Annotated in this window: 13 protein-coding genes; 8 read left to right on the top strand and 5 right to left on the bottom strand. The window is 57.7% G+C overall.

Annotated elements, in window-relative coordinates; all coding sequences use genetic code 11:
* Nucleotides 1-40 precede the first annotated feature (40 nt).
* On the bottom strand, nt 41-3,460 hold the full coding sequence (locus tag GOW60_RS06780) for an indolepyruvate ferredoxin oxidoreductase family protein (protein WP_171228689.1): 3,420 nt from the start codon (nt 3,458-3,460) through the stop codon (nt 41-43).
* A gap of 169 nt (nt 3,461-3,629) precedes the next feature.
* On the opposite strand from GOW60_RS06780, the gene GOW60_RS06775 reads away from it, so the two are divergent.
* The 5 genes from GOW60_RS06775 to grxD all read left to right on the top strand — a co-directional run bounded on the left by GOW60_RS06775 (nt 3,630) and on the right by grxD (nt 10,194).
* A complete protein-coding gene (locus GOW60_RS06775; protein WP_171228688.1) occupies nt 3,630-4,538 on the top strand; it encodes a LysR family transcriptional regulator in 909 nt (302 codons plus the stop codon).
* A 268-nt stretch (nt 4,539-4,806) separates the two neighbouring features.
* Nucleotides 4,807-7,053 carry a mechanosensitive ion channel family protein gene (locus tag GOW60_RS06770; RefSeq protein ID WP_171228687.1) on the top strand — a complete coding sequence of 749 codons (2,247 nt, stop codon included), beginning with the start codon at nt 4,807-4,809 and terminating at the stop codon, nt 7,051-7,053.
* 180 nt (nt 7,054-7,233) lie between these two features.
* The gene (gene purL, locus GOW60_RS06765; protein ID WP_171228686.1) at nt 7,234-9,393 is read left to right on the top strand and encodes a phosphoribosylformylglycinamidine synthase subunit PurL; all 2,160 of its coding nucleotides are present in this window, start codon (nt 7,234-7,236) and stop codon (nt 9,391-9,393) included.
* Nucleotides 9,394-9,528: 135 nt separating this feature from the next.
* A complete protein-coding gene (locus GOW60_RS06760) occupies nt 9,529-9,765 on the top strand; it encodes a BolA/IbaG family iron-sulfur metabolism protein (protein ID WP_170354080.1) in 237 nt (78 codons plus the stop codon).
* Between the two features lie 66 nt (nt 9,766-9,831).
* The gene (gene grxD, locus GOW60_RS06755; protein WP_171116094.1) at nt 9,832-10,194 is read left to right on the top strand and encodes a Grx4 family monothiol glutaredoxin; all 363 of its coding nucleotides are present in this window, start codon (nt 9,832-9,834) and stop codon (nt 10,192-10,194) included.
* Nucleotides 10,195-10,200: 6 nt separating this feature from the next.
* Here the strand turns inward: grxD and GOW60_RS06750 are convergent, their stop codons facing one another.
* Genes GOW60_RS06750 through GOW60_RS06740 form a run of 3 tightly spaced genes read right to left on the bottom strand, consistent with a single transcriptional unit; the run spans nt 10,201 to nt 11,794 of the window.
* Nucleotides 10,201-10,548, bottom strand: a complete 348-nt coding sequence (locus tag GOW60_RS06750) for an MliC family protein (protein WP_171228685.1) — start codon at nt 10,546-10,548, stop codon at nt 10,201-10,203.
* The gene (locus GOW60_RS06745) at nt 10,545-10,940 is read right to left on the bottom strand and encodes a cell division protein ZapA (protein ID WP_171116096.1); all 396 of its coding nucleotides are present in this window, start codon (nt 10,938-10,940) and stop codon (nt 10,545-10,547) included. The genes GOW60_RS06750 and GOW60_RS06745 overlap by 4 nt, the downstream gene beginning before the upstream one ends.
* A complete protein-coding gene (locus GOW60_RS06740; protein WP_171204700.1) occupies nt 10,940-11,794 on the bottom strand; it encodes a hypothetical protein in 855 nt (284 codons plus the stop codon). The genes GOW60_RS06745 and GOW60_RS06740 overlap by 1 nt, the downstream gene beginning before the upstream one ends.
* 236 nt (nt 11,795-12,030) lie before the next feature.
* On the opposite strand from GOW60_RS06740, the gene tkt reads away from it, so the two are divergent.
* The gene (tkt, locus tag GOW60_RS06735) at nt 12,031-14,055 is read left to right on the top strand and encodes a transketolase (RefSeq protein WP_171228684.1); all 2,025 of its coding nucleotides are present in this window, start codon (nt 12,031-12,033) and stop codon (nt 14,053-14,055) included.
* Between the two features lie 55 nt (nt 14,056-14,110).
* On the opposite strand, the gene GOW60_RS06730 is transcribed toward tkt, so the two are convergent.
* A complete protein-coding gene (locus GOW60_RS06730; protein ID WP_171228683.1) occupies nt 14,111-15,070 on the bottom strand; it encodes a DUF808 domain-containing protein in 960 nt (319 codons plus the stop codon).
* 181 nt (nt 15,071-15,251) lie between these two features.
* On the opposite strand from GOW60_RS06730, the gene gap reads away from it, so the two are divergent.
* Nucleotides 15,252-16,253, top strand: a complete 1,002-nt coding sequence (gene gap, locus GOW60_RS06725) for a type I glyceraldehyde-3-phosphate dehydrogenase (RefSeq protein ID WP_171228682.1) — start codon at nt 15,252-15,254, stop codon at nt 16,251-16,253.
* A 72-nt stretch (nt 16,254-16,325) separates the two neighbouring features.
* Nucleotides 16,326-16,469: a hypothetical protein gene (locus tag GOW60_RS06720; protein ID WP_171116107.1), complete on the top strand. Its 144-nt coding sequence runs from the start codon at nt 16,326-16,328 to the stop codon at nt 16,467-16,469.
* Nucleotides 16,470-16,508: the final 39 nt, after the last annotated feature.

Below are 16,508 nucleotides of genomic sequence, written 5' to 3'. Positions count from 1 at the left end.
TAACAATTTTGCCTAGCCATCGTGACAGGGTTGTGACGAGTTACTCCGCCGCAGCCTTCATCTCGGGCCCGCCGCTGCGGATGGATGCCAGCAACTCCTCGCGCCGTTTGGCTGCTTTGGCCTCGTTTTCCTGCAAAACAGGTCCGAAACCACGGATATCCAATGGCAATCGAGCCAAGGCAGAAATCGCATCACGCGTGTCCTGCGACATTAAAGGCAGCACTTCGCGCATGTCCTTTTCGTACTGCCGGATCAAAGCGCGCTCCATCTTGCGTTCGGACGAATACCCGAAAATATCGAACGGCGTCCCACGCAGAGCCTTCAATTTGGTAAGCACCTTCAACGGTCCCATGACAGATTCGCTGAATGCGCGCTTCTTGGGCCTGCCATTGCTGCCTGTCCCACCGAAAATGGGCGGCGCCAAATGGAAGGTCATCCTAAAGTCGCCATCAAACTCGGCCGCCGCCTTTTCCCGGCTGGTCAGCAGAAGGCGGGCAACCTCGTATTCATCCTTGTAGGACAACAACTTGTGATAGCCCTTCGCCACCGCTTCGCGAACCTCGGTATCCTCAATGCTGTCGACCAACTTACGATACCGTTTCGCCAGCCGGGCACTTTGGTAATCGGTCAGGTGCTGCGCACGGAACGCGATGATCTGGTCCAGCGTCTTTGGCATCTCGGCCACAGTTGGCGACAGAATGGACTGCACCTCTTCTGGATGCAGTACGGCCCAACGACCGATATCAAACGCACGCTTGTTTCGTTCAACCGCCGTTCCGTTCAACTCGATGGCGTCAAAGATCGCCTGGTGGCTGACCGGCAACAATCCACGCTGCCAGGTCGCGCCAAAGATCATCATGTTGGAATAGATCGAATCCCCCATCACGGCGCGCGCCAGATCAGTCGCGTCAAACAATGAGACATCTTCTTTCAGTCGCGCCTGCAAGGCCAGCTCCAGTTGATCGGCTGGAATGCGGAACTCTGTATCGCGTGTGAAATCGCCCGTAACCGTTTCATGGCTGTTTACGACTGCGCCAGTACGTCCTGTGCGCGTCAGACCCAAGGTCTTCGCCCCGGCGGAAACAACCAAATCACCGCCGATCAGCGCGTGGGCTTCACCGGTGGCGACACGGATGGCACTGATATCTTCGGGACGATTGGCAAGACGGCAGTGGATATGAACTGCGCCACCTTTCTGCGCCAGGCCCGCCATTTCCATCATACCCGCGCCCTTGCCATCGATCTGCGCCGCCTGAGCAAGAATTGCGCCAAGGGTAACGACGCCAGTACCCCCAACACCCGTGATGACCACGTTATGCGTTCCCTTGATCGCGGGCAGCTCGGGCATCGGCAGGTCCGGCAAGTCGATCTCGGTCGTTGCCTCTTTGCGGATCTTCGCGCCCTCAAGCGTCACGAACGAAGGGCAAAAGCCGTTCAGGCAAGAAAAATCCTTGTTGCAACTTGACTGATCAATGGCGCGCTTGCGGCCCAGTTCGGTTTGTTTCGGCACGATCGACACGCAGTTCGACTGCACCCCACAATCGCCACAGCCTTCACAGACATCTGTGTTGATGAACACACGCTTGTCCGGGTCCGGGAATGTGCCCCGCTTACGGCGACGACGTTTCTCAGCCGCGCAGGTCTGAACATAGACTATGACCGAAACACCTTCGATCTCGCGGAATTTCTCCTGCACCTGCATAAGATCCGCGCGCTCGTATGTCTGAACGCTGGCTGGCAGAGCCTTGAAGTTTACGTCTTCCTTTTCGTCATAGACCAGCGCGACCTCGCGGACGCCCATCGCTTTGACCTCTGCAACGATCCGTTCTGCGGTCAGGTCGCCTTCGTTGTCCTGCCCGCCGGTCATGGCGACCGCGTCGTTGAACAGGATTTTAAAGGTGATGTTCGTTCCTGCCGACAACGCCGCCCGGATCGCTTGAACGCCCGAATGGTTGTAGGTGCCGTCGCCGAGGTTCTGGAACACATGCTTGGTGGTCGAAAACGGTGCTTCACCAATCCAGTTCGCGCCTTCACCGCCCATTTGGGTGAAACCTGTCGTCTCACGGTCCATCCACTGAACCATATAGTGACAGCCGATACCGGCATAGGCGCGGCTGCCATCGGGCACCTTCGTTGAGCTGTTATGAGGACAGCCCGAACAGAAATACGGAAGCCGCGTCGCAATTTCCTGCGCGTTGTCGGCCCGGCGTGCTTCGGACAACGATGCAAGCCCGGCGTTGATGCCTTCAGTTTCACGCCCCTCTTCGATCAGGATTTCGCCTAGTTTTTCGGCGATCATGATCGGATCCAAGGCACCGCGTGTGGGGAACAATTCTTCCCGGTGCAACGTTCCGGCACCACCTTTGTACCAGCCATAAACCCTGCGACCACGCCGGTCGTCAAAAATGGCCTCTTTGACCTGAACTTCGATCAGCTTGCGCTTTTCCTCGACGATCACAATCAAGTCCAGCCCTTCGGCCCAGTCGTGGAACCCGGCCATATCCAACGGGAAAGTTTGCCCAACTTTATAGGTGGTGATCCCGAGTCGTTCGGCCTCGGCCTCCTCGATATTCAAAAGCGAAAGAGCATGTGTCAGATCTAGCCAGTTCTTGCCTGCAGCCACAAAGCCGATCTTGGCACCGGGTTTGCCCCACATTCGCTTGTCGAGCTTATTGGCATGAGAAAACGTCTCGGCTGCAAACCTCTTGTAGTCGATGACGCGCGTTTCCTGCAGATGCGGGGTATCGCCCAAACGAATATTCAACCCACCGTCCGGCATGTCGAACTCGGGCAAAACAACCTGCATGCGGTCAGGGCTGCCATCCACGACCGAAGTGACCTCGATCGTATCTTTCATCGTTTTCAGGCCAACCCAGACACCAGCAAACCGGCTAAGCGCAAAGCCGTAAATCCCGTAATCGAGGATTTCCTGAACCCCCGCTGGGCTGACAATCGGCATATACATGTCGACCAGAGACCATTCTGATTGGTGCAGAACAGTCGAGCTTTCGCCGGTATGGTCATCGCCCATCGCCATGAGCACACCGCCATGTTTGGCTGTCCCCGCCATGTTTGCGTGGCGCATGACGTCACCGGACCGGTCAACGCCCGGCCCCTTGCCATACCAAAGCCCGAAGACGCCATCGAATTTGCCGTCGCCGCGCAGACCCGCCTGCTGGCTGCCCCAAAGCGCGGTAGCCGCCAGGTCTTCGTTCAAACCGAACTGAAACGTGATATCGCTTTCGGCCAGTGGCTTTTGGGCCCGCATCATTTGCTGATCCACTGCCCCTAAAGGCGACCCGCGGTACCCGGTGACCAATCCCGCCGTGTTAAGGCCCGCTTGCCGGTCTCTGGCCTTTTGCATCAGCATCAAGCGCACAAGCGCCTGCGTTCCATTCAGAAGAACCGGGTTTTTCTCAAGATCGAACCGGTCGTTCAGCGTTATCTGTGGCTGGCTCATCAGACGTCTCCCCTCGTCAGATCAGTGTGCTTTACTTGGGCTCATTTTAGGTCATAAATTCTGACCTGTATAGAATTTATCCACTGATATGTAACGATTTCGTCCATTGAATGTAGAACTTGTTACCTATTTCATATAGGGCTTCTGAAAGATAACGAAAGTTGCGGTGATGGATTGGGACAAGCTTAGAATATTTCACGCGGTGGCCGATGCGGGCAGCCTTACGCACGCCGGAGACAAGCTGAACCTGTCTCAATCCGCCGTAAGCCGACAGATCCGCGCATTGGAAGAGTCTCTGGATGCCACCCTGTTCCACCGTCACGCGCGGGGACTGATTCTCACCGAACAGGGCGAGTTGTTGTTCGACGCCACATCCGCCATGTCGAAACGGCTGGATGCCGCAGCCGCGCGTATTCGCGACAGCGAGGAAGAAGTATTTGGCGTCTTGCGTGTCACGACGACCTTCGGCTTTGGAACACTCTGGCTGGCACCGCGCTTGCCCAAACTGTACGAGCAATACCCTGACCTTAACATCGACCTGATGCTTGAAGAACGCGTTCTGGATCTTCCGATGCGCGAAGCGGACGTCGCCATCCGCATGAAAGAACCCAGCCAGGCTGATCTGGTGCGCAAGCGCCTTATGACCGTTCAGATGATGCTGTATGCAACCCAGGATTATATCGAAAACCACGGCGGCATGTTGCAATCCCTGGAAGAGATCAAGGACCACCGTCTGATTTGTCAGACCCCTGCGGCGCCGCAGGTTGGAGCCAGTGCCGCCATGGTGCGCCACCTGATGACCTATAATCCCGGGTCCTTGCTGACTGTGAACAACTATTTTGGTGTGCTTCAGGGCGTTTTGCACAATCTGGGCATCGGTGTTCTGCCCGATTATGTCACTCAGGATTTTCCGCACCTCGTGCCCATCCTGTCAGACATCGAAACCGCAGATGTTCCGGTCTATCTGGCCTACCCGGAAGAATTACGGCATTCAAAACGCGTTGGCGCGTTTCGCGATTTCGTGCAGGACGAAATCATCGAACAGCGTAAACAACTGAAACAGATGGGAAAACTGTAGCTATGCGTAAATAGCATAACGGACATGAAGTGTTCACAGGGTTAATTGCCTTGAACGTTCACAAACTGACCCCTAAATGAGCACTCGAAGGCGGTGATGCTGAAACGCTCATCATCTTCATACCTCCCTGTTGGACTACGGCCGAGCTCATAGCTCGGCCTTTTTTTTGGCTGGACCCTGCATTAAGTCAGCGAAAGCTCTGGGAAAAATACACGCATAGGCATATGATCCCCAAAAACGATACAATTTCGTGTTTGAGGGAAAATACATGTTCCACCCACTCCGCCTGGTTTTGGCGCTCGTCTCCGCATTGTTCATGGCAGTGCCACTATATGCACAGGACGCCGGCTCAACTTCTACAGTGGCCATTCCGGAAGACCTGACACCCGAACAGGTCGACGATCTTGTTGCACGCATGTCCGATGATCAGGTTCGCGCAATTCTATTGGAGCGTCTTGATGCCGTGGCGGAAAAACAAGCCGCCGAAAAGGCGGACGTAGAAGACCCGTTGACCGAGATAAGCGAGATTTGGGCAGCCATGGTCGCATCCTGGACACATGTTCTGACCACCGCTCCCAACATTATCACCGCGCAGATTACCGCGTTCAGCAATTTTAGCGATACATTCGGAACGACCGGTGTCTTTACACTTGTGGGGCTTGTCCTTTCTGTACTTGTTGTCGGTTTCATTGCGGAAAAGCTGTTCATCTTCCTGACACGTCGCTGGCATGAAGCGACCGAAGCGGCGGACGAGGCCGACCTTTGGGGCGCCGTCAGATACCTGTTTCGTCGGTTCTGCCGCGAAATCGCCGGGCTGATCATTTTCTATGTCGTGATCCGCGCAGTTGGCCGCGGTCTTCTAACCACCGAACAGATCACCTATGCTGCACCGTTTGTATTCTATCTTATCTGGGTGCCGCGATTGGGTGCAGCAGCGTCCCGGTTTGTTCTGGCACCGGAAAAGCCGCAATTTCGGTTGGTCAATATCGACGACCACTGGGCAAAGTACCTGCACCGCAACCTGATCGGCCTGTTGATCCTGATCGGGTTCACGCTGTTCGTCGTACGGTTCAACGCGCTCAATGGCGTCACGGGTGACGATACCCGCATTGGCTTCTGGCTGAACGCTGCAATTCACGTCTATATCGCCGTAATCGCCTGGACCGCGCGTGAAGGACTGTCGCAGATGATGCTGGGGACAGACCCGGATCACACGAAATTCGATGAGGAAGTTGCGCATTATTACCCCTATTTTGCCATCGGCGTTTCGGTGGCAATCTGGCTGCTGGTCGAGTTCCTGGTCGCACAGCGTGATCCGGCAACATTGAGATTGCTGACCAGCGGTGCGCATTTCACGACGATGTTCTGGTTGTTGATTGCACCTGCGCTGGATACGCTGATCCGTGGTCTTGTGCGACATTTGCAACCGCCAATGTCGGGCGAAGGCCCTCTTGCCGAACGCGCCTACCGTTCCGCGAAACGCAGCTATATCCGGATTGGTCGCGTTATCGCCGGCTTGGTCGTGGTTTTCATGATTGCACGCGCATGGCATCTTGACCTGCGCAATGTCGCTTCGGCCGGTGTCGGTGCCGAAGTCGGCGGGGCTGTGATCGAATTCCTGCTGATCATCGCCATCGGCTATATCCTGAACGAGGTCGTCTCGCTCTGGATCAACCGCCGATTGGCCAGGGAACAGACAGCGGCCGAGGCCCTGGACGAAGAAGCAGGCGGTGAAGGCGGCGGTGCCGGCGGCTCTCGTCTGGCGACGGTTCTGCCTCTGATGCGGATCACCGCCCAGATCACGATTGCCGTGATTTTTGGCCTGCTGGCGCTGGGCGCATTGGGCATCAATATCACGCCGCTTTTGGCCGGCGCCGGTGTTCTGGGACTGGCGATCGGCTTTGGTGCGCAGAAGCTGGTTGCTGACATCGTGGGCGGGGTTTTCTTCCTGATCGACGATGCCTTCCGCGTCGGAGAATATGTCGATGTCGGTGGCACGATGGGAACTGTCGAGAAAATCTCGGTTCGCTCGATGCAGTTGCGTCACCATCGCGGCCCCGTACACACGATTCCCTACGGTGAGATTCAGAAGCTGACAAATTTCAGCCGCGACTGGGTGATCATGAAGCTGAAATTCACCGTGCCGTTCGACACCGATCCCAACAAGGTCAAGAAGATCTTCAAGAAGATCGGCGCTGAAATGATGGAGGACGAGACCCACAAGGATGGCTTCCTGCAACCGTTCAAATCGCAAGGTGTGTTCGATTTTGACGATGTCGGCATGATCATCCGCGGCAAGTTCATGGCCAAGCCCGGCAAGCAGTTCACACTGCGCAAGGAGATCTTCAACCGGGTCAAGGCGGCCTTCAAGGAAAACGGCATCGACTTTGCCCGCCGCGAAGTGCGCGTTGCAATTCCGGGTTTGGACGACAATGAAAACCTGACCCCGGAACAGAAGACGGCTGTTGGTGCCGCGGCCGCAGCGCAGCTCAACAAGGATCAGGGATCGGCGTAACCCTCGCGGCCCACGCCAGCTGCATGCACCCATTTCGGGGCGCATTCATCCGGAACCGGCAGTGATGCCGGTTCCGTTTTTCTTTGAAAGACGCAACCTGCGCCGTCTTGACCCTTTCCACACGCGCGCGCTTGCCCTACAAGGCGCGCAATCTCGGCCCACTTGGACACAGGACAGAAGATGCAAGAGCCCGCCATCACACCCGATCTGATTGCCGCACACGGGCTCAAGCCCGAGGAATATGACATGATCCTCGAGATCATCGGGCGTGAACCTACTTTCACCGAGCTCGGCATTTTCTCGGCCATGTGGAACGAGCACTGTTCCTACAAATCTTCGAAGAAATGGCTGCGCACCCTGCCCACCTCTGGTCCCCAGGTGATCTGCGGACCCGGTGAAAACGCAGGCGTGGTGGACATTGGCGACGGTCAGGCCGTGGTCTTCAAGATGGAAAGCCACAACCACCCGTCTTACATCGAACCCTATCAGGGTGCGGCGACCGGCGTGGGGGGCATCCTGCGCGACGTCTTTACCATGGGCGCGCGTCCCATTGCGTCCATGAACGCATTGTCCTTTGGCGAGACTGGCCATCACAAGACCCGTCAACTGGTCAACGGCGTGGTCGAGGGTATCGGTGGCTATGGCAACTGCTTCGGCGTGCCTTGCGTCGGTGGCGAAGTGCGCTTTCACCCTGCATACAATGGCAACTGCCTTGTGAACGCCTTTGCGGCCGGTCTGGCTGACAGTGACAAGATTTTCTATTCGGCCGCGTCGGGCGTGGGTATGCCTGTCGTCTATCTGGGCGCAAAAACCGGTCGTGATGGTGTGGGTGGTGCAACCATGGCATCCGCCGAATTCGACGACACAATCGAAGAAAAGCGCCCCACCGTTCAGGTCGGCGACCCCTTCACCGAAAAACGCCTGATGGAGGCGACGCTGGAACTGATGCGGACCGGTGCGGTGATCTCGATCCAGGACATGGGCGCGGCGGGCCTGACCTGCTCGGCCGTTGAAATGGGTGACAAGGGTGGCCTTGGCGTGCGTCTTGATCTGGAGAACGTTCCTCAGCGCGAAGAAAACATGACAGCCTATGAAATGATGCTGTCCGAGTCTCAGGAGCGTATGCTGATGGTCCTCAAGCCCGAGCTTGAGGCAGAGGCCCGCGCCGTGTTCGAAAAATGGGATCTTGATTTCGCAATCGTTGGCGAAACCATTGCCGAAGACCGCTTTCTGATCATGCATAACAATGAAGTCAAAGCCGATCTGGTTCTGTCCAAACTGTCTTCCACCGCGCCGGAATACGACCGCCCATGGGAGCCTACGCCACAGGCAGAGGAACTGGCCGAAGTGCCCCAGATCGACCCGATTGACGGGCTGCGCGCCCTGCTCGCTTCGCCGAACTACGCAGGCAAGCAGTGGGTCTATGAACAATACGACACCATGGTGATGGCGGATTCCGTCCGCACGCCGGGTCTGGGTGCGGGCCTGGTCCGCGTCCACGGGACCGACAAGGTGCTTGCCTTCACATCCGACGTGACCCCGCGCTATGTGCGCGCAAACCCTTTTGAGGGCGGCAAACAAGCCGTGGCCGAAGCCTATCGCAACCTGACCGCCGTCGGAGCCAAGCCGCTGGCCACCACGGACAACCTGAACTTCGGCAATCCCGAAAAGCCCGAAATCATGGGCCAGTTTGTCGGTGCCATACAGGGCATCGGCGCCGCAGTCGGCGCCTTGGATATGCCGATCGTGTCGGGCAACGTCTCGCTGTACAATGAGACCGACGGACAGGCCATTCTACCGACCCCCACCATTGGCGCAGTCGGCCTGTTGCAGCATTCGGACGAGGTCATCGGCAACGAAGTGCGCGAAGGCCACGTCGTGCTGGTGATCGGTGAAACCAAGGGGCATCTGGGTCAATCCGCCCTTTTGGCTGAGGTGTTCAACCGCGAAGACGGCGACGCCCCGCATGTCGATCTGGATGCCGAAAAGCGCAACGGTGATTTCATCCGCGCCAACCGCGAGATGATCAAGGCCTGCACCGACCTCAGCGATGGCGGCATCGCTCTGGCTGCCTTCGAACTGGCAGAAGCCGCAGGCGTTGGCGTGTGTCTTGACGACGCCCCGACTGAATTCCTGTTCGGTGAAGATCAGGCCCGCTATCTTGTTGCGTGCAATTTCGATCAGGCCGAGGCATTGATGATTGCGGCCGGTCAGGCCGGCGTTCCTTTGAATGCGGTTGGTCGTTTCACCGGCGATACGGTGAAGATCGGCAGTTCGGAAGCCTCGCTTGATGAACTTGCCGCGATTTACCGCAACAGCTTTGCCGAGGCTGTCGCCTGACAACGCAACGCGAATGCCAATCGAAACCCGCGCTGTGATCCGGTGCGGGTTTGGTTGTTTTTGCATGTGCCAGTGCTCTTGCACGCCCGGTTCATGCGCTCTACATCTTGGGAAAGACCTTCTGGAGATACCTACATGCCGATGAGCGCCCACGAAATCGAACACCTGCTGCGCGAAGCCTTTCCCGACGCCGAGATTCAGGTCGGCGGAAGTGACGGTGTTCATATGTCTGCCATGGTGGTGGATGAAAGCTTTCGCGGCAAAAACCGGGTTCAGCAACAGCGCGCTGTTTACGCAGCTCTGAAGGGCAAGATGGACGGCCCGGACGGAGAATTGCACGCGCTGGCGCTGACCACCAAAGTGCCGGAATAAGCTTCTCGGCTTCTTTCGAGGCGAACATATGACTCTCCCGTTGGAGAAACGAATAGGAAACGCAAAATGACCGATGTGAAAACCCAGATCGACGAAACCGTCAAAGCCAATGACGTGGTGCTGTACATGAAAGGCACCAAGGAGATGCCACAATGTGGTTTCTCGTCCCGCGTGGCCGGCGTACTGAACTATATGGGCGTCGAATACACCGACGTGAACGTTCTGGCCGACGAAGACGTGCGTCAGGGCATCAAGGATTATTCCGACTGGCCGACCGTGCCGCAGCTGTATGTCAAAGGCGAATTCGTAGGCGGTTGCGACATCATCACCGAGATGACCCTTTCGGGTGAGCTGGACACGCTTTTTGATGAAAACGGTGTCGGCTACAACAAGGAAGCAGCCGACAAAATCCGCGAAGCAAACGCGTGATCCTGCCTACCGGCTGGTACAGTCCCGATAAATCGCCTGCTCATTGGCGGCGCCCGCCGCCAAATAGCTGATCGACGCGTTCCAGCCTTTTGAGCGCAGGATATAGGTTCCTTCGGCTCCGAGAGATTCATAGCGGATGCCCGATCCGCTTTCGACCTGGCGCATCGCGACCAGAGTATTGTCCACCATCGTCGCCGCTGCGCCTGAACCGTCGGGCGCGTTGAAATAGGTCACCGGCAACGGCACGCCGTTCTCGCAGGTAAAGGTGACAGACAGAATGTCGATTTCGGCGAGCGCCGCCGTTGCCGAAAAAACAAGCAAAGCACCGCAGAAGAAATTGCGCAGATAGGTCATTGTGCCTTCTTCTCCTCGACGACCGAAGCCAGCGCTTCCGCACGTGCCGCCAGCTCGGCCAGCGTATCCGTGACGGATGGCGGCACCACCGCGACTTCAATACGTTCAGGTTCCGGCGCGGGCGCGTTTCTCAGCGATTGAAGCTCGGCCTCGGCCTCGGCCAGCCTGGCCTCCAGCGACTTGACCTTGTCTTCCGTTGCCGCCGTCTTGTCAGCCAGCAGCAGACCGGCCATCAGCAACATGCGCGCTTCCGGCATCCGCCCAATCTGATCGGACAGAACCTGCGCTTCGTCATCCAGCATTTTGGCGGCCGCGTGCAGAAAGGGTTCTTCCCCGTCCCGGCAAGACACATCAAAACCCCGCCCGCCAATATGAATGGTTACCTCGGGCATTACTCTACCTCACCTTCTACAAGTTTTGCCTGCGACAGCAGAGGTTCCAACCGTGCCAACACGGCCTGCGCTTCGGCTGCATCCGAAGCCTGCGCCGCACGCGTTGCCTCAAGCTCGGCAACGGTGGCGCGGTTCAGCAATTCAGCGTCCGTCAGCCCTTCTGCGGCCGCGGAACGCAACTCTTCGACCGAATTCCGCAACTGCTCGTTCGCCTTGCGCATACGTTGCAGATCGTCATCCAGGCGGGACATCGCAGCGCCATGGCTGGCCCGTTCGGCCCGCAGCATCTCAAGCTCGGCGCTCAGATCATCGACCCGTACCGTATCTTCAAGCTCTGCCTTGAGGCGGCTGTTTTCCGCCTCGACTTCTTTTGCCTGAGCAAGCAATTCACGCAATTGCTCAAGTTCGGCTTTCACCGCCGAAGGATCTTCGATGCCGTCAAGTTCGGCGCGCAGCCTTTCGTTCTCGGCCTTCAACGCGTCCAGTTCGGCACTGTTGTCCAAGGCCGCCTTGGCCTCGGCCAGCTCGGCGCGGGCCGCTTCGACAGACGCGATTTTCGCCCGGGCTTCCTCCAGCTCTGCGCGCAGCGCATCCGCGTCTGGGGCATCCGCTGGTTCCGTGCGCAACTCTTCCAGATCAGCACGCAACGCGTCCACTTGTTTTTCGTGCTGCTCTTTCAGGGTCTTCAGTCGTTCCTGAAGCTGCGCATTGGCAACTCTTTCGTCTTCAAGTTCGGCCTGAAGCCCCTCATTTACTTCAGCGTTCCGGGACGCACCGCCCAACCCTTCGACGCCCGCACTGATACGGTCCATCGCAGCAATAATACGGTGCTGTAGTTCCTCTAACTGGCTCATGCCCCTGTCACCTCTTTATCAAGGTTCATTCTGTCGCGAAGTGATCCGAATCAATACCGAATCCCGCTTACCGACAGTCTAACGGAATGCGACAGAAAATACCCACTGTTTGGTTTCAATCACTTGGGCCGCGCTCTTCACCTATCGGGCGTTGCCAAAGCCCGGTTCCGCTTGCACTTTGGGTGTTGAATGGTATTGAGCGCGCAATCTGCTTTTTATCCAAAGGAACAACGCCCGTGGACCTGACTGCGCTGCGCAAAGCCAACCCCGAACACTGGGACAAAGCTGCGGCCATCCGCACCCTGACCCTTGACGCCGTCGCCGCCGCAAATTCCGGCCATTCCGGTATGCCGATGGGCATGGCCGATGTTGCGACCGTTCTGTTCGAAAAGCACCTGAAATTCGACGCCTCGGCCCCGAACTGGCCCGACCGCGATCGGTTCATCCTGTCGGCTGGCCACGGTTCGATGCTGGTCTATTCGCTTCTCTATCTCACCGGTCATGCCGATGTGACGCTGGAAGAGATCAAGAATTTCCGCCAGTTGGGTGCCAAGACCGCGGGCCACCCTGAAAACTTTCTGATCGACGGTGTTGAAACCACGACCGGCCCGCTTGGTCAGGGTATCTCGAACGCCGTGGGTTTCGCCATGGCCGAGGAAATCCAGCGCGCGCATTACGGCAAGAAGGTCGTGGATCATTATACTTACGTGATCGCGGGCGACGGCTGTCTGATGGAAGGCGTCAGTCAGGAAGCGATCACATTGGCCGGCCGCCATGAGCTGAGCAAACTGATCGTCTTCTGGGACAACAACAACATCACCATCGACGGCACTGTCGATATTGCTGATCGCACCGATCAGGTCCGCCGATTTGCGGCCTCTGGCTGGCACGTGATTGAAATCGACGGCCATGACCCCAAAGCCATCGATGCGGCCATTGTTCAGGCGAAAAAGTCCAAGAAACCAACCATGATCGCCTGTGAAACCCATATCGCTCTGGGTCATGCTGCGCAGGACACCTCGAAAGGCCATGGCGCACTGACAGATCAGGATCAGCTGAAAGCCGCGAAAGAGGCCTATGGTTGGCCGCACGAAACATTCGAAGTTCCAGCCAACGTCAAAACCGCCTGGGAAGCCATTGGTGCACGCGGTGCAGACGAACGTGCGGCTTGGGAAGAACGTTTCGTGCAGCTTTCCGAGAGGAAGCAGGCCGAATTCAAACGCGCCTATGCGTTTGAGGCCCCCAAGCGGCTGGCTGGCGCCATTCGTGCGTTCAAAAAGCAGATGTCTGAAGAACAGCCGAAACTGGCCACCCGCGCCTCGTCCGAAAAAGTTCTGAACGTCGTGAACCCGATCATGACCGAGACTGTTGGCGGCTCAGCCGACCTGACCGGATCGAACAACACAAAATCGGCTGATATGGGCGTGTTCCTGCCGGAAAACCGCAAGGGCCGCTATATCCATTACGGCATTCGCGAACACGGCATGGCCGCTGCGATGAACGGCATGGCGCTGCACGGCGGTATCCGCCCCTATGGCGGTACCTTCATGGCCTTCACCGATTATGCCCGCCCATCCATGCGGCTGGCGGCACTGATGAAGATCCCGTCGGTTTTCGTAATGACCCATGACTCGATCGGTCTGGGCGAGGACGGCCCGACCCACCAGCCTGTGGAGCATCTGGCCATCTCGCGCGCGACGCCGAACACCTATGTGTTCCGCCCCGCCGATACGATCGAAACCGCAGAAGCCTGGGAACTGGCACTGACATTCAAGGACAGCCCCTCGGTTCTTTCGCTGACCCGCCAGGGCGTGCCGACCGTGCGCAAGGATCACAAGACCAAGAACCTGACCGCACAAGGCGCCTATGTTCTGGCCGAGGCCGAGGGCAAGCGTCAGGCGATCCTGATCGCGACCGGGTCCGAGGTGTCGCTGGCCATGGAAGCCAAAGCGATGCTCGAAGCCGAAGGCATCGGCACCCGCGTCGTCTCGATGCCCTGCATGGAGCTGTTCGCCGAGCAGGACGAAGCCTATCGCAAGCGTGTACTGCCCGCAGGTCCGGTCCGCGTCGGCATCGAGGCCGCCGTGCGCGCCGGTGGCTGGGATCGCTGGCTGCTGGGCGAGCGTGGCCGCGAAGCCAAGGCAGGTTTCATCGGCATGTCCAGCTTTGGTGCCTCGGCCCCTGCCGGTGAGCTGTACAAGCATTTCGGCATCACGGCCGAAGCAACCGTGGCCAAGGTCAAGGAATTGCTGGGTCTGTAAACAGACCCAGTTGATCGAGCAAAGGGCGGCCTTGGCCGCCCTTTTCATTTTGGTTTCAATGCGTTTCGGATTTGCTGAACAGGGGCATGATTATCTTGGTTGCCACCGGGATCAAAACCAATCCCCAGGCCAAACCAAATACGCCATCCATCGTGGCCTTGGATACCCACTCAACCGCACCAACCCATTGTTCAGAGACGGAATGCCCAATGGCATAGGCCCAATCGTGGATATGATGGCCCAGCCAACCAAAACCCAGAACCTCCATCCCGTGGATGACGATCGAGCCCCCCACCCACAGCATCGCCGCAGTTCCGACAATGGACAGTGTTTTCATCACTCCTGGCATTGCCTTGACCAACCCTCGGCCAAGACCGCGACCGATAGGTGTCGGCGCGTTCTGCGCCAGATAAAGCCCCACATCATCCATTTTCACGATCAACGCGACGGACCCGTAGACGGCCACCGTCACGCCGATCCCGACAACGGCCAGCGTCGCGGCCTGCATCCACAGGTTCGGGGCTTCGATCGCCGCCAATGCAATGGTCATGATCTCGGCAGACAGAATGAAATCGGTCTTGATGGCGCCCTTGACCTTTTGTTCCTCCAGGTGGCCCGGATCGCGGTTTTTCATGTCGTCCTCAATCACATGGCTGCCATGAGGAAACAGAACATGAAAAATCTTCTCGGCCCCTTCAAAACATAGATATGACCCTCCAAGCATCAACAAGGGCGTGATCAGCCACGGCGCAAAATTGGCCAGCAACAAGGCGACGGGCAGCAAGAGTATGATCTTGTTGAAGATTGACCCGCGCGCAATGCGCCAGATGATCGGCAACTCGCGCGCCGGGGCGAAACCTTGCACGTATTTCGGCGTCACTGCTGCGTCATCGATGATCACACCGGCGGTTTTGGCCCCTGCTTTGCCTGCCGCCGCAACCACATCATCCACTGATGCCGCCGCAACTTTGGCAATGCCCGCCACATCATCCAACAGGGCCAAAAGACCACTCATCGCGTTTCCCTTCAATCTGCTGCCGCCAACCGGACCCTACCTGATCCAACGGCTAGCGCAAGCGTTAGCGCAACCGGCGCAGGTTTGCGCTAACACCTTAAAAATATGCCGTTTTTGCCCTTTTGAGATTCCCTTTTCGCCGTTATATGGCCCTCAAAGCAAGCGCATCTGGAGACGTCATATGACCATCAAGGTCGGTATCAATGGTTTTGGCCGTATTGGCCGCTGCACCCTGTCGCACATCGCCGCGTCCGGGCGCAACGACATCGAAGTGATCAAAGTCAACGCAACTGGCCCGCTGGAAACCTCGGCGCATCTGCTGAAATATGACAGTGTTCACGGGCGTTTTCCGCGCGACATCACCATTGACGGCAATACCATGGATCTGGGTCGCGGCCCGATGCAGATGTTCTCGACCTACGACATGACCGAGTTGGACTGGGAAGGCTGTGACGTCGTTCTTGAATGCACCGGCAAGTTCAACGATGGCCTGAAGGCCAAAACGCATCTGGAACGTGGCGCCGGCAAGGTACTGCTGTCGGCTCCGGGCAAGAACGTCGACAAGACCATCGTTTTCGGCGTCAATCACAACACGCTGGCCGCCAATGACAACATGGTTTCGAACGGTTCGTGCACGACCAACTGCCTCGCCCCGCTGGCCAAGGTGCTGGACGAGGGCGTCGGCATCGAACACGGCATCATGACGACGATCCACGCCTACACAGGCGACCAGCCGACACTGGACCGCCGCCACAGCGACCTCTACCGCGCCCGCGCTGCCGCAATGTCGATGATCCCGACCTCGACCGGCGCCGCCAAGGCGCTGGGTGAAGTTCTGCCAAACCTGAAAGGCCGTCTGGACGGGTCCGCCATTCGCGTCCCTACCCCGAATGTTTCGGCGGTGGACCTGACGTTCCGTGCCTCACGCGACACAAGCGCGGCGGAAATCAACGCGATCGTCGAAGAGGCCGCCAAGGGCCCGATGCAGCGCGTTCTGGGATATGAGCCCGCTCCGCTGGTGTCGACCGACTTCAACCACACCGAGGAAAGCTCGATCTTTGCACCGGATCAGACCCGCGTCGTCGATGACCGCATGGTCCGCGTTCTGGCCTGGTATGACAATGAATGGGGCTTCTCGGTCCGTATGGCCGACGTAGCTGTTGCGATGGGCCGCCTTAACTGACCCTTCGGACTTCGCTTGTACCTTGATGCCCGCTCAGGTTATCTGAGCGGGCATTTTACGTTCGGGACAGCCATGACCAACCAAATAGCTATCTGGCTCGGCCTTCTTCTTCTCGGCGGTATCATGCTGGATGTGGCGCTGTACGGCACCGAACATCTGCTTTTCCTTGGAAAGAAGCTTTACGACTTTCTGGACTGGCTCGCTTTCTGGCGGTGACAGAGGTTTTCCTTGACATTTCGCTTGATCTGTCATTGT

Source organism: Ruegeria sp. HKCCA4008 (assembly GCF_013033125.1).
Lineage (GTDB): Bacteria > Pseudomonadota > Alphaproteobacteria > Rhodobacterales > Rhodobacteraceae > Ruegeria.
The sequence above is the reverse complement of the archived record's forward strand: the minus strand, read 5'-3'. Positions and strand labels throughout refer to the sequence as shown.

What these genes read in the sequence shown, in the direction of transcription:
- GOW60_RS06780 (WP_171228689.1), bottom strand. Translation starts at nt 3,460, where the DNA reads ATGAGCCAGCCACAGATAACGCTGAACGACCGGTTCGATCTTGAGAAA.
- GOW60_RS06775 (WP_171228688.1), top strand. Translation starts at nt 3,630, where the DNA reads ATGGATTGGGACAAGCTTAGAATATTTCACGCGGTGGCCGATGCGGGC.
- GOW60_RS06770 (WP_171228687.1), top strand. Translation starts at nt 4,807, where the DNA reads ATGTTCCACCCACTCCGCCTGGTTTTGGCGCTCGTCTCCGCATTGTTC.
- purL (WP_171228686.1), top strand. Translation starts at nt 7,234, where the DNA reads ATGCAAGAGCCCGCCATCACACCCGATCTGATTGCCGCACACGGGCTC.
- GOW60_RS06760 (WP_170354080.1), top strand. Translation starts at nt 9,529, where the DNA reads ATGCCGATGAGCGCCCACGAAATCGAACACCTGCTGCGCGAAGCCTTT.
- grxD (WP_171116094.1), top strand. Translation starts at nt 9,832, where the DNA reads ATGACCGATGTGAAAACCCAGATCGACGAAACCGTCAAAGCCAATGAC.
- GOW60_RS06750 (WP_171228685.1), bottom strand. Translation starts at nt 10,548, where the DNA reads ATGACCTATCTGCGCAATTTCTTCTGCGGTGCTTTGCTTGTTTTTTCG.
- GOW60_RS06745 (WP_171116096.1), bottom strand. Translation starts at nt 10,940, where the DNA reads ATGCCCGAGGTAACCATTCATATTGGCGGGCGGGGTTTTGATGTGTCT.
- GOW60_RS06740 (WP_171204700.1), bottom strand. Translation starts at nt 11,794, where the DNA reads ATGAGCCAGTTAGAGGAACTACAGCACCGTATTATTGCTGCGATGGAC.
- GOW60_RS06730 (WP_171228683.1), bottom strand. Translation starts at nt 15,070, where the DNA reads ATGAGTGGTCTTTTGGCCCTGTTGGATGATGTGGCGGGCATTGCCAAA.
- gap (WP_171228682.1), top strand. Translation starts at nt 15,252, where the DNA reads ATGACCATCAAGGTCGGTATCAATGGTTTTGGCCGTATTGGCCGCTGC.
- GOW60_RS06720 (WP_171116107.1), top strand. Translation starts at nt 16,326, where the DNA reads ATGACCAACCAAATAGCTATCTGGCTCGGCCTTCTTCTTCTCGGCGGT.